Genomic DNA, 14,848 nt, shown 5'->3' with positions numbered 1-14,848 from the left:
GTCGACCGGTAATCGGTCCTTCATCACGAGGAACGCGGTGACGAGAGAGCAGCAGGCGCCCGAGCCGCCCGGCACGCGGGGAGCGGTGCAGGCCGACGGTCTGCCGTTCCGGGCATCGGTCCTGGCCGTCGCTCGCGCGGTGGCCCGCGCCGCCGCCCTGACGGCCGCCCTGCTCGGTGCGGTGAGTCTGGTCGGATGGGTCGTCGACGCCGACGCGCTGAAGAGGGTGCTGCCCGGCGACCAGGTGGCCATGAAGCCGAACACCGCCGTGGCCGTGCTGGCACTGGGGCTCTCCCTGTACCTGGTGGCCACCGGTCCCGTCCGCGCGCGGATCGTCGCGGCCCGGGCCGCCGCGGCCCTGGCCGCCCTGATCGGCGTACTCACCGTCCTGGAGTACACGACCGGGGCGGACCTCGGCATCGACGAGCTCCTCTTCACCGACGACACCGCGGCGACGGCGACGGGAACGCCCGGCCGGATGGCCCCCAACACGGCCGCGGCTCTCACCCTCGGGGCCCTGGCGTCGCTGTGCGCCGGTACGCCCCGGGTCCCCGCCCGGATCAGTCAGATCCCGGGCCTGGCCGTGGGCGCCCTCGGCATGCTGCGGCTGTACGGGGCCGCCTACGCGGTGCCCGAGCTGGAGCGGTTCGGCGCCTACACGGGGATGGCCCTGCACACCGCGCTCGCCTTGGTGCTGCTGGGCACGGCCGTCTTCCTGGCCCGGCCGGACGAGGGCCCCGCGGGACTGCTGACGAACGCGGGCACCACGGGCACGCTGGGCCGGTGGCTGTTCGCCACCGCCGCGGTCGTGCCACCGCTGCTGGGCTGGGCCGTCCTCGCGGGCGAGGACGCGGGGCTGTTCGGGGCGCGGCTGGGCATCGCGCTGCTGGTGTGCGGCCACGTCGCGGTGTTCACCGCGGTCGTCTTCACCGCCCTGGCCGTGGGCCGCCGGGTCGAGGTGGCACACGCGCGTGCCGAATGGCAGGTGCGGCAGAACGCGCTGCTGCAGGCCTTCATGGACCACACCCCGGCCGTGGTGTTCATCAAGGACCTCGACGGCCGCTACCTCGCGGTCAACACGAGGTTCGAGGAGACCACGGGCCTGTCCCGGGACCGGACGCTGGGCCGCCGGGACCGGGACGTCCTGCCCCCCGCCCTGGCGCGTCAGGTGCGGTCCGCCGACCGCGCCGTGCTGGCCGGCGGCGCCCCCGTGCAGCGTGAGGAGTCGCTCTCCCTTCCGGGAGGTCCCCGGGACGTCCTCACCTCGCTGTTCCCCCTCAACGACCCGGACGGCACGCCCTACGCGCTGTGCGGCGTGGCCACCGACGTCACCGAACGCGCCGCGGCGCAGCGCGAGGTCCAGCGCTCCCACCGGCGCTTCCGCGCGCTGCTGGAGTCCGCGCCCGACGCCACCCTGATCGCGGACGGCAGGGGCGTCGTCGTCATGGCCAACGCGCAGGTGGAGCCCCTGTTCGGGCGGGCGCCGGGCGACCTCGTCGGGACCGGGGTCGTCGACCTGGCGCCCGCTGCGCGCCGCCGGCGGCACGGCGCCCTCCTCGGCGCCTACCTGCGCCTGCGCGACCCGAAGCCGACGATCACGGACAGGGGCCTGTACGGGCTGCGCGGCGACGGCGGTGAGTTCCCCGTCGAGGTGAGCGTCAGCAGCCTCCGCACCGAGCAGGAGACCCTGGTGTTCCTGACCGTACGGGACATCACCGAACGCAGACGGGCCGAGGCCGAACGCGCCGAGCGCTACGAGCAGCAGCGGCACGTCGCCTACACCCTGCAGCACAGTCTCATGGGCGAGCCGCCCCGGCTCCCGTACCTGCCCAGCGCCCACCGCTACCTGGCGTCCGTCCAGGATCCCGGCGTCGGCGGCGACTGGTTCGACGTCATCCCCCTCGACGGGCGCCGTACCGGCGTCGTCATCGGCGACGTGATGGGCCGGGGCCTGGAGGCGGCGGCCGTGATGGGGCAGCTGCGGGCCGCCTCGCACGCGCTGGCCCGCACCGGCACGACGCCCGGCCGGCTCATGACCGGGCTGGACGCGTTCGTCGGCGATCTGGCGGACCAGCTCGTCACCTGCGCCTACCTGGTGATCGACCAGGACGCGTGCGAGGTCACCCTGTGCTCGGCCGGGCACCTGCCCGTCATCGTCGTGCCCCCCGACGGGCCCGCCCGCCGGCTGCCGGCACCGGTCGGCGTGCCGCTGGGCGTCAACGACGCCTGCGGCGGCGGGATGCCGTTCGAGGAGGCGACCCGGCCGCTGCCGCCGGGCAGCACCCTGGTGCTCTACACCGACGGACTGGTGGAACGGCCCGGCACCGACATCGAAGCCCGGATCGACCTGCTCACCCGCGCCCTGGACGGCGCCCCGAAGGGCGCCCTCGCGAACCCGGAGAGCCTCGACCGGGCGGCGTCCCGCCTGATCAGAACCCTCATCCCCGACACGGCCGTCCACGACGACGACGTGACCCTGCTGCTGATCACCGTGCCCGCCCGGGAAGGGAAGGCCCTCCGTGTCTGACGGCCGGTGCCGGAACCCGGTGCCCCGTGTCTGACGGCCGGTGCCGGAACCCGGTGCCACGCCGGACGCGCGGTCCGGGCTCCGAAGGGGCGGCCCCGGCGCCCTCTTGACGCCTTCTTGGCAGGGCACCGGCATGGACGGTCCGGCCAAGACTGCCGGGATCCGGCAATGCGGTGAGGCGGCGGCGCGGGCAGGATGGGGGCCAGGGGAGCACGCGGGGGAGGCCTCGGTGCCGAGCACCGGCAGGTGCCCGGCACCAGGCTGCCCGGGCGTGCCGAGGCCGTCGCGGGACGGGACCGATCGGGGGGTTGGGAATGCGGACGTTCTTCATGGTCGCCACCGGGTTTCCGACCTTCCTGTTCACCGTCCCTTTGCTGGCGGCCGCGGGCTTCTGGCTGCTGGTCGCGGTGGGGGCCGCCGGCCCGCGCACGTTCGACGGGGACGCGGACCTCGGCGCGCTGGGGCTGGGCGGCGTACCGGTCGCGGTCGCGGTCTCCCTGTGGACGGCCCTCGCCTGGTCCGGCAGCCTCGGCGCGGCCGTCCTGCTGGAGCCGCTCGCCTCCCCGGGGCCGGAGCGTGCGCTGACAGGGCTCGCCGTCCTCGCCGCCGCTCCCGCGGTCGCGTGGTGTGCGGCCCGGGCGCTGGTGCGGCTGCCGCAGCGCCTCCGCCCCGATGAACCTGTGCCGTCCCCGCCGGACCCCGCCGGGCCGCGCCGCGCGGTCCGTCCGGAGCGGGCGGGCGACGGCCTCTTCCGGAGCGACCGCCCCGACGCGGCACACCGGGCACGCGGTCGGGCTGCCTGAGCCGCAGCCACAACCAGCCGTAGCCGCAGCCAGCCGTAGCCGCAGCCAGCCGTAGCCGCAGCCACAACCAGCCGTAGCCGCAGCCACAACTGCGGCCGTAGCCGTAGCCGCCCCCGCAGGCCGCAGCCGCCACCGCTCCGGCCTGCGGGGTGTCCTCCGGGGGAGCACGGAAGCGCATGTCCGCTTCCGGACCCCGGCATGCGCTCCGCATGATCCCTCCGACTCCCGAGGACGTCCGGGCCCTCCCGGTCCCGGGTCCCTCACCTGCCAAGGATGCTTCTGATGACTGCCATCACCGTGGGCGTCGGCGTCTGCCTGCTCGCAGCGCTCGTCCTCTTCCTCGTCGTCTCCCGCCTGTTCCGCAAGGTGGAGCAGGGCAAGGCCCTGATCGTCTCCAAGCTGCGCAAGGTCGACGTGACCTTCACGGGGCAGGTCGTACTGCCCGTGCTCCACAAGGCCGAGGTGATGGACATCTCGGTGAAGACCATCGAGATCACGCGGGCCGGCAAGGAAGGGCTGATCTGCCGGGACAACATCCGCGCCGACATCCGCATCTCGTTCTTCGTCAAGGTCAACAAGACCGTCGAGGACGTCGTCAAGGTCGCCCAGGCCGTCGGTACGGCACGGGCGAGCGACCGGAACACGCTGCAGGAGCTGTTCCACGCGAAGTTCTCCGAGGCGCTGAAGACCGTCGGCAAGCAACTGGACTTCACCGACCTGTACACCAAGCGCGAGGAGCTGCGGTACCGGATCATCGAGGTCATCGGCGTCGACCTCAACGGCTACCACCTGGAGGACGCGGCGATCGACTACCTGGAGCAGACGCCGATCACCCAGCTCGACCCGGCCAACGTCCTCGACGCCCAGGGCATCCGCAAGATCACCGAGCTGACGGCGATCGAGCACGTGCGCACCAACGAGTTCCGGCGCCACGAGGAGAAGGAGATCACCCGCCAGAACGTCGACGCCCGCGAGGCCGTCCTGGAGCTGGAGCGCCGCCAGGCCGACGCCGAGATCAGGCAGCGGCGGGAGATCGAGACCGTGCGGGCCCGCGAGGAGGCCGAGACGGCGCGGGTGGTGGAGGAGGAGCGGCTGCGGGCGCAGAGCGCGTTCCTGAAGACCGAGGAGCAGCTCGGGGTGCAGCGCGAGAACCAGGCCCGCGAGGTCGCCGTCGCCGCGAAGAACCGCGAGCGGGTCATCGCCGTCGAAAGCGAGCGGATCGAGAAGGACCGGCTGCTCGAGGTCATCGCCCGCGAGCGGGAGACGGGGCTGACGCGGATCGCCGCCGAGAAGGAGGTCGAGGCGGAGAAGCGGGAGATCGCCGAGGTGATCCGGGAGCGGGTCGCCGTGGACCGCACGGTCGCCGAGCAGGAGGAGTCGATCAAGAAGCTGCGTGCCGTGGAGGAGGCGGAGCGGCAGCGGCAGGCCGTGGTCATCGCCGCCGAGGCGCAGGCGCAGGAGAGGCTGGTCAAGGACATCAAGGCCGCGGAGGCCGCCGAGCAGGCCGCAGTGCACCGTGCCGCCGAGGAACTCACCCTCGCCGAGGCCCGGTTGAAGAGCGCCGACCTCGACGCGCGGGCCAAGCTGCGGCTGGCGGAGGGCGTCCAGGCGGAGGCCGCCGCGGAGGGCCTGGCGGCCGTCCGGGTCCGGGACAAGGAGGCCGAGGTCGTCGAGAAGACCGGCCGGGCCGAGGCCGGGGCGGCCGAGGCGCGGATGCGGGCCGAGGCGGAGGGCGCCCGGGCGAAGGCGCTCGCCGAGGCCGAGGGCATCGGCGAGAAACTGAAGGCGGAGGCGGCCGGCCTGACCGAGAAGGCGGCGGCGATGGCCGCGCTCGACGAGGCGTCCCGCGGCCACGAGGAGTACCGGCTGCGGCTCCAGGCGGAGAAGGACATCCGGCTGGCCGGACTGGAGACGCACCGGCAGGTCGCCGAGGCCCAGGCCACCGTCCTCGCCACCGGCCTGGAGAACGCCGACATCAGCATCGTGGGCGGCGAGTCCGTCTTCTTCGACCGCCTGGTCTCCTCCGTCGCGCTCGGCAAGAGCGTCGACGGGTTCGTCCGGCACTCCGAGACGGCACAGGCCCTGGCCGGGCCCTGGCTGGACGGCTCCGCGGACCTCGCCGACGACCTCGGCCGGATCCTCGGCTCGGTCTCCACGGCCGACGTGCAGAACCTGACCGTCTCCGCGCTGCTGATGAAGCTGATGAAGACGGGCGGGGCCGACTCCGGCGCCCTGCGGCAGCTGCTGGACAGGGCCGGTGAGCTGGGTGTCGCGGACGTCCCGCTCGCCGCCGTCAACGGCAGCGCCAAGGGCTGACCGGCCGGGTGGGGCGGGGGCCCTTCCCCGCGGCCGCCCGGCGGTCCGGAGCTGACGCACAGGGGACGGCAGCTCCGGACCGCTTTCCCGACTTCCGAGAGGGACCCCATGGACACCGGCATGGACACCGGCATGGACACCGGCACGTACGAGGTGCTGCGCGACCGGCTCACCGCGCAGGCGGCCGAACTCGCCCGCCGCGCCGAGGCGCTCAACGCCCGCCGTGTCGAGGAGTTCGGCGCCGTGCGCCTCGAACTCACCGGCACCGGGCGGCTGCACACCGAGCGCGCCTGCGTGCCCCGCGACCTCGTCGCCGTCGGCGACGTGCTGCTCCTCGGCCGCAACGCCCCCACCGGCCGGGGGCCCGACACGGCCGTGGGCGACGTCTTCGCGCTGCACGACCGCGACCTGGCCCGGCTGCCCGACGACGCCGTGCCCGGCCTGCTCGACGACCCCGGTTTCGTACGGGAGTTCGCGGCCCTGCACCGCTACTACAGCCAGGCCCGGCTGCTGCGCCTGAACCGCGTCGGCGACAGGCTCCTGGCCGTCTTCCGCACCGGCGTCGAGGCGGGCGACATCCGCGTCCTGCGCTGGGCGCTCGCCGACGACGGGCAGGTGTCCTTCGTGGACGCGCGCGGCGACCGCGACCACGTCCCCCCACCCGCCCACGACTTCACCTGGACCGCCACGACCCGCGAGGACCACGTCCTCGGCCGCCACCCGCACGTGTCCGTCGCGGGCGAACTCTTCGTCACGACCGTCGGCGGCGCCCTCACCGTCAAGACCGAGGACGACACGGAGACGGGTGAGGGCATCCACCGCGAACCCGTCGACGAGCCGTTGCAGGCTCTCGCCGACGCCGACATCGCGTACGCGCGGGTGGGCGCCCTGATCCTGCTGCGGGTCCGCCCCTACAAGGAGGACGCCCACCGGTACCTGGTGTTCGACACGCTCACCGCGAGCGTCGTCCGCCTCGACGGCGTAGGGCGGGCGTGCCGCCGCCTGCCCGAGGAGCAGGGCATCGTCTTCCCCGGCGGCTACTGCCTGGCCACCGGCCCGTACAAGACCTTCGACGGCCTCGACGGCCTCGCGCACGCGGCGGACCTGGAGTTCGAGCGGACGGTCCGATCACCGAACGGCGAGGACGTCCTCTTCGCGTTCCGCGCGCCCGCGGCGGGCCGCAGCCTCCTGCTGCCGTACAACGTGATCCGCAAGGCGGTCGCGGCCCCGCTGACCTGCCGGGGCTGGGCCCTCCTCGACGACGGCACGCTGGTCCTGCTGCGCGGTGAGGACGACGAGCCGCAGCGCGTCCACCCCGTCCAGCTGTGGAGCTCCCCCTACCTCTCCGACACCCGTGCCGCCGCCCGGCCCGTCGGCGACGGCCCGCTCGCCCGCGTCGGCAACGCCGACCTCGTGCGGGGCATCTCCGACTGCCTGTCCATCGCCGGGGCGGTCGCCGGGACCACCCCGACGAGCGAGGGGTACGAGGCGCTGGTCGCGGCCTGCGACCGGACGGCCGACACCTGCCACTGGCTGGCCGACCCCGGTCTCGGCGACCTGCACGAGCCGCTCACGCGGGTGCGCACCACGGCCGGGCAGGTGCTGACCGAGTTCGGGACCGTCCGGGCACTGACCCGGCAGGCCGCCGACGCGCTCGACGAGGGGGCGGACCGGGCCGCCCGGGTGGTGCGCCGGCTGCGGGGGGAGGTCCCGCGGGGCGCCGCCGCCTGGGTGTCCGGCCTGACCGAACTGCGGCAGGCGCACGGACACCTGCTCACGCTCAAGGACATGCGGTACGCCGACACGGCCCGCATCGACGAACTGGCCGCGGACGTCGAGGCCGGCCTCGCCTCGTTCGGGCAGCGGGCGGTCGCGCACCTGGCCCGCGACGACGCGTTCGCCGACCAGCACGCGGACGTCGAGCGGCTCCTCGCCGACGCGGCCGCCCTCACCACCGTCGCCGGGGCCGCCCCCGTCGCCGCCCGCATCGACGAACTCACCGGCGCGCTGGGCACGGTGACCGAGGTCGTCGCGGGTCTCGACATCGGCGACGCGACCGTCCGCACGGCGGTCCTGGAGCGGATCTCCGAGGTCCTGGCCGGCGCCAACCGGGCCCGCGCCGTCCTCGACGGCCGCCGCCGCGAACTCCACGGCCACGAGGGGCGCGCCGAGTTCGCCGCCGAGTCCGCCCTGCTCGGCCAGGCCGTCACCGGCGCCCTCGCGTCCGCCGACAGCCCCGAGGCGTGCGACGAGCACCTCGCCCGCCTGCTCCTCCAGGTGGAGAACTTGGAGGCGCGGTTCGCGCGGTCCGCCGACTTCGACGACTTCCTCGGCGAACTCGCCGACCGGCGCGAGGAGATCCACGAGGCGTTCTCCGTCCGCAAGCAGAACCTCGCCGACGCCCGGGCCCGCCGCGCCGAGCGCCTGGCCGACTCGGCGGGCCGGATCCTGGCTACGGTCGCCCGCCGGGCCCGCGCGCTCGCCGACGAGGACGGCGTCGTCACGTACTTCGGCTCCGACCCGTTGCCCGCCCAGGTCCGCCGCATCGCCGCCGAACTGCGCGCGCTCGGCGACCGGGTCCGGGCCGAGGAGCTGGACGGCCGCCTCGAGGCCGCCCGCCAGGAGGCCGGCCGCGCCCTGCGCGACCGCATCGACCTGTACGCCGACGGCGGCCGCACCGTCCGCCTGGGCACCCACCGCTTCGCGGTGAACACCCAGCCGCTCGACCTCACCCTCGTCCCGCACGGCGACGGCCTGGCCTTCGCGATCACCGGCACCGACTACCGCCGTCCGGTCACCGACCCCGGCTTCGAGACGGCCGGCCCGTACGGGGACCGCCCGCTGCCGTCGGAGTCCCCCGGGGTCTACCGCGCCGAACACCTCGCCGCCCGGCTGCTCGACGAGCACGGCCCGGCGGCGCTCGCCGGGACCGACCTGCCCGCCCTGGTGCGCCGGGCGGCCCAGGAGGCGTACGACGAGGGGTACGAGCGCGGGGTCCACGACCACGACGCCGTCCTGATCCTCACCGCGCTGCTGCGCCTGTACGAGGGCGCGGGCCCGCTGCGCCACGAGCCGGCGGCCCGCGCGGCCGCCCAGCTGTTCTGGGCGCACCGCACGACGGCCGGCGAACGCCAGGCGTGGACCCGCCGGGCCGTGTCCCTCGCCCGCGCCCGGGAGACGTTCGGGCTCGCGCCCGCCATCGCCGACCTGCGGCGGGAGCTGGCGGAGGCGATCGGCGGGGAGGCCGCGGACGCCGCCTCCGCCTACCTCTTCGAGGAACTGACCGGCGGCCCCGACGGCTTCGTCGTCAGCGCGGGCGCGCGCACCCTGCTCGACACGTTCCGCCGCACGGTGGGCACGGCGGCGTACCACGAGGACCTCGACGCCCTCGATGACGTGGGCGCGCGCCGGCAACTGGCCGAGGCGTGGCTGTCCGCGTACGCCGCCTCCACCGGCACCGACCTCGCCCCCGGTGACCTGGCGGAGGCCGTGGCCGCCGAGCTGTGCCCGGAGCTGCCCCGCTACGACTGCGACGCGCCCCTGACCGAGACGGTCGAGGGCCTGCTCGGCTCCCACCCCCGCCTCACCGGCGGCACCCTGACGGTCCGGGTCGACGAACTCCTCGCGCGCACCCGGGCGTTCCGGACGCACGAGGTGCCCGCCCACCGGGCCCACCAGCGTCGCCGTACGGCCCTGGCGGCCGAGGAGCGCGCGCGGCTGCGCCTGGACGAACACCGCCCGCGGGTGATGTCCGCGTTCGTCCGCAACCGGCTCGTCGACGAGGTGTACCTGCCGCTCGTCGGAGACAGCCTCGCCAAGCAGCTCGGCACCACGGGCGAGTCCGGGTGCACCGGCACCGGCGGCCTGCTGCTGCTCCTCTCCCCGCCCGGCTACGGCAAGACGACCCTCGTGGAGTACGTCGCCGACCGCCTCGGCCTGATGCTGGTGAAGGTCGGCGGCCCCGCCCTCGGCCACGCGGTGACCTCGCTCGACCCGGCCGAGGCCCCGAACGCCACCGCCCGCCGGGAGGTCGAGAAGATCAACTTCGCGCTGGCGGCGGGCAACAACACCCTGCTGTACCTCGACGACATCCAGCACACCTCGCCCGAACTGCTGCAGCGGTTCATCCCGCTGTGCGACGCCACCCGTCGCGTCGAGGGGGTGCGGGACGGCGAGCCGCGCACCTACGACCTGCGCGGCAAGCGCTTCGCGGTGTGCATGGCCGGCAACCCCTACACCGGGTCCGGCGGCCGCTTCCAGGTGCCCGACATGCTCGCCAACCGCGCCGACGTGTGGAACCTCGGCGACGTCCTGACCGGCAAGGAGGACGCCTTCGCCGCCAGCTTCGTCGAGAACGCCCTCACCGCCAACCCGGTCCTCGCCCCGCTCGCCGGACGCCACCGCGCCGACCTCGACCTGCTCGTCCGGCTCGCCGGGCACGACCCCGCGGCCCGCGCCGACCGGCTCACCCACCCGTACGCTCCCGCGGAGCTGGAACGCGTCCTCGCGGTCCTGGGCCACCTGCTCACGGTCCGCGAGACGGTCCTGGCCGTGAACGCCGCCTACCTCGCCTCCGCCGCGCGGTCCGAGGCCACCCGCACCGAGCCGCCCTTCCGGCTCCAGGGCTCGTACCGCAACATGAACAAGATCGCCCAGCGCGTCCAGCCCGTCATGAACGCCGCCGAAGTGGCGGCCCTGATCGACGACCACTACCGGGCGGAGGCCCAGACCCTCACCGCCGGCGCCGAGGCCGACCTGCTCAAGCTGGCCGAACTGCGGGGCACGCTCACGCCCGGACAGGCCTCCCGTTGGGCGGAGCTGAAAGCCGCCCACGTGCGCACCCTGGCCCTCGGCGGCCCGGAGGACGACCATCTCGTCCGTGCGGTCGCCGCCCTCGGCCTCCTGGCCGACCGGATCGCCGCCGTCGAGTCGGCCATCTCGCGGGTCGCCGACCCGCGCATCCCGCTCGCGCACCCGAACGGCCGGCACGCGACCCACCCGGTACGCGGCGCCGAGGGGCACTGAAGCGCCCCTGGCATACGCGATACGTTTCCGCCGCGGTCACAGAAGAAGGATTCGGCATGCACGGCAAGCCGACGACGCGTTCGATTCGGGGGACGGGCATGGCGGGACGGGACGTGCCGGACAGGTACGAGGGGCACGAGGCGTACCTGGAGGGGTACGCCCGCATCCTCGCCGACGCCTCGGCGACCGGCCGCCGGCTCTCCCGGGACGAGCTGGCGTCGCGCCGCGCCCTGGGCGAACAGGCCGCGGAGACGGGAATCGGACTGCGGGCCCTGGTCGGGGCGCACCTGGCGGCCACCCGGGCGCACTGGCCCACCGGGAGCGGCGCGTCCGTGGACGACGTGCTGTCCGCCGCCGCGCAGGCCGTCGACGCCTTCGCGGAGGGCTACGAACGGGCCCAGCGGCACGCCGTGCGGCAGGAGGAGGCCGCCCGGCGGGAGTTCATCGACGACCTGCTGTACGGCCGCAGCGACCTGGGGCGGCTGGCCCAGCGGGCGGAACGCTACGGGCTGCGGCTCTCCTACGAGCACGCGGTCGCCGTGGCCCGCGGCACGGACGCCTACGACGAGGGCGACCCGGTGCTGCGGGAGGTGGAGCGCGCGCTGATAGGCCGCTTCGGCGACCGCAGCATCCTCCTCACCACCAAGGACGGCCGGCTCGTGTGCGTCGCCCCCGGCGGCCAGGACGACGTCCTCGCGCACTTCGCCAAGCAGGCGTTCGCCGCGACCGGCGGCGGCCAGGTGGCGGTCGGCCGCCCGCACGCCGGCCCGGCGGGCGTCGTCCAGTCGTACGAGGAGGCACTGAACGCCCTGGACCTGGCCGAACGCCTGGAGCTCGACGACCCCGTGCTGCGCGCCGCCGACCTCCTCGTCTACCCCGTCCTCACCCGTGACCGGCAGGCCATGGCCGACCTGGTGGAGAACACCCTCGGCCCCCTGCGCCAGGCCCGCGGCGGTGCCCAGCCGCTCCTCGACACCCTCACCGCCTACTTCGACTCCGGCTGCGTCTGCGCGGAGGCGGCCCGGCGGCTGTCCCTGAGCGTGCGGGCCTTCACCTACCGCCTGGAGCGCATCCACAAGCTCACCGGCGCCGACCCCTCCGACCCGGTGCACCGCTACAGCCTCCAGACCGCGGTGATCGGCGCGCGGCTGCTCGACTGGCCGGCGAGGCCCGCCTGACCCGCCCGCCGCGGGGCCGCCGGGAGACGCCTCGGCGGCGGAGCGGAACCGGAGGCGCTCGGACCGCATACCTCGGGCCGTGGTGGTTAGTGTGAGGGGAACGCGTCTTCGGGCGCGGGGTGTGCCGGGAAGTCTGGTCGGCGTCGAAGGGGTACGTGTGCCCAGGAAGCGATGCCGTGGAGGTCTTCCCGGATGTGTGCCGAGCCCCGCGAGCGTTCCGTCTTCCTCGGCCTGCTGCCCTGGCCGGAGCGGGTGCAGGTGGCCCGCGCGCTGCGGACCGAGACGGTCGGCGGGCTGGTGCTGCTGGCGGCGGCCGTGGTGGCGCTCGTGTGGGCGAACACCCCGTGGGGCGACACCTACGAGCGGCTGCGCGACGCCCACTTCGGTATCGCCGCGCTCGGCCTGGACCTGTCGGTGGGGCACTGGACGGCGGACGGGCTGCTGACCGTGTTCTTCCTGGTCGCCGGGATCGAGCTGAAACGCGAACTGGTCGTCGGCGAGCTGCGGACGCCGGCCGCGGCCGCCCTGCCGGTGGTCGCCGCCCTGTGCGGCATGGCGGTCCCCGCCGGCGTCTACCTGGCCACCGTCGCGGTCGGCGGGGGCAGCACCCGGGGGTGGGCGGTGCCCATGGCCACCGACATCGCCTTCGCGCTCGCCGTCCTCGCGGTGCTCTCCACCCATCTGCCGTCCGCCCTGCGGGCCTTCCTGCTGACGCTGGCCGTGGTCGACGACCTGGGCGCGATCCTGGTCATCGCCCTCTTCTTCGCCGGCGACCTGAACCCGGCCGCCCTCGCCGGGGCCGCGGCCGGTCTGGGCGTGTTCTTCGCGCTGCAGCGGTTCCGGGTGCGGGGCTGGTGGTGGTACGTGCCGCTGGGCGTGACGATCTGGGCGCTGACGTACAACGGCGGGGTGCACGCCACGGTGGCCGGTGTGGCGATGGGCCTGCTCCTGCGCACGACCCGCGACGAGGGCGAGGACGCCTCTCCCGGCGAGCGGACCGAGCACCTGCTGCGACCGGTCTCCGCCGGGGTGGCGGTGCCGCTGTTCGCGCTGTTCGCCGCCGGGGTGGGCGTGTCGGCCGGCGCGCTGGGCGAGGTGTTCACGCGGCCGGAGCCGCTGGGCGTCGTGCTCGGGCTGGTGGTGGGCAAGACGGTCGGGATCCTCGCGGGCACCTACCTCGCGGCCCGCTTCACCCGGGCCCGCCTCAACCCCGACCTGGCCTGGGCGGACGTGTTCGCCCTGGCGGTGCTGGCCGGCATCGGCTTCACCGTGGCCCTGCTCATCGACGAACTCGCCTTCCCCGCCGCGGACGCCGCCGAGCACGGCAAGGCCGCCGTCCTGGTCGGCTCCCTCACCGCCGCGGTCCTCGCGGCCCTGCTGATCAGGCGCCGCAACGCGATCTACCGCCGCCTGTGGGAGGCCGAGACCCGGGACGAGGACGCCGACGGGGTGCCCGACGTCTACCAGCCCTCCGGCTCCGGCCGCGACGGCGCCGGGAGCACGGGCTGAGGGCGGACGGGCTGAGGGCGGACGGGCGCGCACGGCAGTGCCGTGGAGGGCGGACGGGGCGCGGGTTTCCCGGGGCTCGCCGGGCACTCTCCCGATCCTCGGCGTGTCTATACGATGTCCGCGCGGGAAACGGGTGGCGGTGGAAGGGAGACGGGGCGTGACGGAGCGGCGGCAGGTTCCCCGGCGGCGGGGGCAGGGTGAGCTGGAGGCTCTGGTCCTGTCGGCGCTGCGGGAGGCGGACGGGCCGGCGACGGCCGGGTGGGTGCAGGAGCGCCTCGGCGGCGGCCTCGCCTACACGACCGTCATCACCATCCTGACCCGGCTGCTGGCCAAGGGGGCGGTCACGCGGGAGCGTACGGGCCGGTCCTTCGCCTGGACGTCCGCGTCGGACCAGGCGGGGCTGGCCGCCCACAAGATGCGCAGGGTGCTGGACTCCGAGAGCGACCGGGAGGCGGTGCTGGCCAGTTTCGTGACCGGTTTGGGGCCGGACGACGAGCGGCTGCTGCGGGAGCTGCTGGGCCGGCCGGGGGACGAAGGGGAAGACTGAGGCCTCATGGGGGTGTTCGTCTTTCTGCCGCTGGTGCTGCCGCTGACGGCGTGGCCGATCGCGCGCCTCGCCGAGCAGCACCTGCACCCACGGACCGCGACCCGGCTGCTGACCGGGGTGGCGGCTTTGATGGCCGCGTGCAGCACGCTGTGCCTCGGCCTGGTGATGGTGGTCGGCACCGCCCAGCTGCCCGGCAACCCGTTGCCGGACGGCTGGTCGGACCCCGAGGTGCGCGCGGCCGTCCCCTACGACGAGGTCGTCGGCAAGGCGGCGATCCCCGCCCTGGGCGCGGTGCTGGTGGCCTGCGGCAGGGCGCTGTGGCGGCACGGGCGGGTGCGCCGTCGTGCCCACCGGGCGCTGGTCGGCCTGCGGGGGACGCAGGTGGCCGTCCTTCCGGACGACGTGCCCTACGCGTACGCGCTGCCGGGCGGCCGGCGGGACCGCGTGGTGGTGACGACGGCCATGCTGGAGTGCCTGGAACCGGCCGAGCGCCGGGCGCTGTTCGCCCACGAGCGGGCCCATCTGGCCGCCCGCCACCACCGTTTCCTCCTCGCGGTCCGGCTGGCCGCGCTGGCCAATCCGTTCCTGCGGCCGTTGCGGACGGCGGTGGCGTACGCGGCGGAGCGGTGGGCGGACGAGGACGCGGCCCGCAGCGTCGGCAGCCGCCGGGCCGTGGCGTACGCGATCGGCAAGGCGGCCCTGGTCTCCCGGGGCACTCCGGCGGCGGCCCTGGCGGGCTTCGCCGCGGCGGGCCCGGTGCCGCGCCGGGTGGCGGCCCTGCTCGGACCCGCCCCGTCGGCACGCAGCTGGCCGTCGCTGTTCACGTCGGTCGGGGTGGCGATGTGGGGCGCGGCGGTGGGAACGGCCGTCTCGGCGATGTCCTCGGCGAACTCCGCCGTGACGATGGTCCTCATCCTGCACGCGGCCACGCCCCTTTGACCCG

General features: G+C 75.1%; 8 protein-coding genes. All 8 read left to right on the top strand.

The genetic code is table 11. The features are described 5' to 3' along the window. Positions 1 to 37 precede the first annotated feature (37 nt). The 8 genes from ACGFQC_RS10285 to ACGFQC_RS10250 all read left to right on the top strand — a co-directional run bounded on the left by ACGFQC_RS10285 (position 38) and on the right by ACGFQC_RS10250 (position 14,844). Positions 38 to 2,527, top strand: coding sequence for a SpoIIE family protein phosphatase (locus ACGFQC_RS10285; protein WP_363087537.1), 2,490 nt, complete (start codon positions 38 to 40; stop codon positions 2,525 to 2,527). Positions 2,528 to 2,841: 314 nt separating this feature from the next. Next, positions 2,842 to 3,330 (top strand): hypothetical protein, encoded by a 489-nt coding sequence (locus ACGFQC_RS10280; protein WP_363087536.1) that lies wholly within the window; start codon positions 2,842 to 2,844, stop codon positions 3,328 to 3,330. Positions 3,331 to 3,612: 282 nt separating this feature from the next. Further along, positions 3,613 to 5,646 carry a flotillin family protein gene (locus tag ACGFQC_RS10275; protein ID WP_363087535.1) on the top strand — a complete coding sequence of 678 codons (2,034 nt, stop codon included), beginning with the start codon at positions 3,613 to 3,615 and terminating at the stop codon, positions 5,644 to 5,646. Positions 5,647 to 5,754: 108 nt separating this feature from the next. Continuing rightward, positions 5,755 to 10,671, top strand: a complete 4,917-nt coding sequence (locus tag ACGFQC_RS10270; protein ID WP_363087534.1) for a DNA repair ATPase — start codon at positions 5,755 to 5,757, stop codon at positions 10,669 to 10,671. 98 nt (positions 10,672 to 10,769) lie between these two features. Continuing rightward, positions 10,770 to 11,849, top strand: coding sequence for a helix-turn-helix domain-containing protein (locus ACGFQC_RS10265; protein WP_363087711.1), 1,080 nt, complete (start codon positions 10,770 to 10,772; stop codon positions 11,847 to 11,849). 192 nt (positions 11,850 to 12,041) lie between these two features. Next, a complete protein-coding gene (gene nhaA, locus ACGFQC_RS10260) occupies positions 12,042 to 13,358 on the top strand; it encodes a Na+/H+ antiporter NhaA (RefSeq protein ID WP_363087533.1) in 1,317 nt (438 codons plus the stop codon). 157 nt (positions 13,359 to 13,515) lie between these two features. Continuing rightward, positions 13,516 to 13,905 (top strand): BlaI/MecI/CopY family transcriptional regulator, encoded by a 390-nt coding sequence (locus ACGFQC_RS10255; RefSeq protein ID WP_363087532.1) that lies wholly within the window; start codon positions 13,516 to 13,518, stop codon positions 13,903 to 13,905. 6 nt (positions 13,906 to 13,911) lie between these two features. Beyond that, the gene (locus tag ACGFQC_RS10250) at positions 13,912 to 14,844 is read left to right on the top strand and encodes a M56 family metallopeptidase (RefSeq protein ID WP_363087531.1); all 933 of its coding nucleotides are present in this window, start codon (positions 13,912 to 13,914) and stop codon (positions 14,842 to 14,844) included. Positions 14,845 to 14,848: the final 4 nt, after the last annotated feature.

This window comes from Streptomyces sp. NPDC048734 (assembly GCF_043198675.1).
In the GTDB taxonomy this organism is placed as follows: domain Bacteria; phylum Actinomycetota; class Actinomycetes; order Streptomycetales; family Streptomycetaceae; genus Streptomyces.
Note: the sequence above shows the minus strand (reverse complement) of the source record. Positions and strands in the feature narration are given on the sequence as shown.

What these genes read in the sequence shown, in the direction of transcription:
- ACGFQC_RS10280 (WP_363087536.1), top strand. Translation starts at nt 2,842, where the DNA reads ATGCGGACGTTCTTCATGGTCGCCACCGGGTTTCCGACCTTCCTGTTC.
- ACGFQC_RS10275 (WP_363087535.1), top strand. Translation starts at nt 3,613, where the DNA reads ATGACTGCCATCACCGTGGGCGTCGGCGTCTGCCTGCTCGCAGCGCTC.
- ACGFQC_RS10270 (WP_363087534.1), top strand. Translation starts at nt 5,755, where the DNA reads ATGGACACCGGCATGGACACCGGCATGGACACCGGCACGTACGAGGTG.
- ACGFQC_RS10265 (WP_363087711.1), top strand. Translation starts at nt 10,770, where the DNA reads ATGGCGGGACGGGACGTGCCGGACAGGTACGAGGGGCACGAGGCGTAC.
- nhaA (WP_363087533.1), top strand. Translation starts at nt 12,042, where the DNA reads ATGTGTGCCGAGCCCCGCGAGCGTTCCGTCTTCCTCGGCCTGCTGCCC.
- ACGFQC_RS10250 (WP_363087531.1), top strand. Translation starts at nt 13,912, where the DNA reads ATGGGGGTGTTCGTCTTTCTGCCGCTGGTGCTGCCGCTGACGGCGTGG.